Source organism: Psychrobacter immobilis (genome assembly GCF_904846185.1).
Classification (GTDB): Bacteria; Pseudomonadota; Gammaproteobacteria; order Pseudomonadales; family Moraxellaceae; genus Psychrobacter; species Psychrobacter immobilis_B.
In genome coordinates this window covers 1-615 of sequence record NZ_CAJGZQ010000072.1, presented here as the reverse complement: position 1 = coordinate 615, position 615 = coordinate 1, and the positions used below count along the sequence as shown (strand labels likewise).

The following is a 615-nucleotide window of genomic DNA, read 5'->3' as shown; positions in this document are numbered from 1 at the left end:
CAACACATGCAAAAGATGGTAAAAATGGTTTATTGCCTTGGGTTAGCGTAAAAGAAGCTTTTGTAGGTTTGCCAGATCCAGATGGTGAAGATGCTCATACTGTGCCCAATAATGAGTATTCACAGTATAAATTGGTTATGAATGGATATATAGGAAAACGCCCAGTCAACCCAGATTTACCCGCTCCCACAGTAACTGGGCGTGGTGACCGTAAAGGTGGTGTTGTAGTTTTGCCACATCCTAATGGTACGAGAAGAATGACAATTAGAGAACTTGCTACTATTCAAAGCTTTCCTACTGACTTTCTATTTGTAGGTGCAAAGACAGATTGTTATCGGCAAATTGCTAACGCTGTTCCTATAGGATTATCCGAAGCAGTTGCAAGGTCTGTCTTAAAAGAGTTGACTGGAGTTAGAAATGATTAAGAAACCTACTGTTGCATCACTATTTAGTGGGGCAGGTGGATTAGATTTAGGTTTTAAAAACGCAGGTTTTGAGCTTATATGGGCTAACGATTTTGATGCTGATGCTGTTGAAACTTATAAGGCTAATATCGGAGACGAGTGTGTATTAGGTGACATATCTGAAATAAAATCTGAGGATATTCCTAAAGCT

At 39.3% G+C, this 615-nt stretch carries 2 protein-coding genes; both read left to right on the top strand.

Annotated features, from left to right (window positions below; translation table 11 throughout):
* Positions 1-425 (top strand): DNA cytosine methyltransferase (locus tag JMW94_RS14780; RefSeq protein WP_201604904.1); only part of this gene is annotated, 425 nt, incomplete at its 5' end.
* Positions 418-615 (top strand): DNA cytosine methyltransferase (locus tag JMW94_RS14775; RefSeq protein WP_201604903.1); only part of this gene is annotated, 198 nt, incomplete at its 3' end. The genes JMW94_RS14780 and JMW94_RS14775, both read left to right, overlap by 8 nt.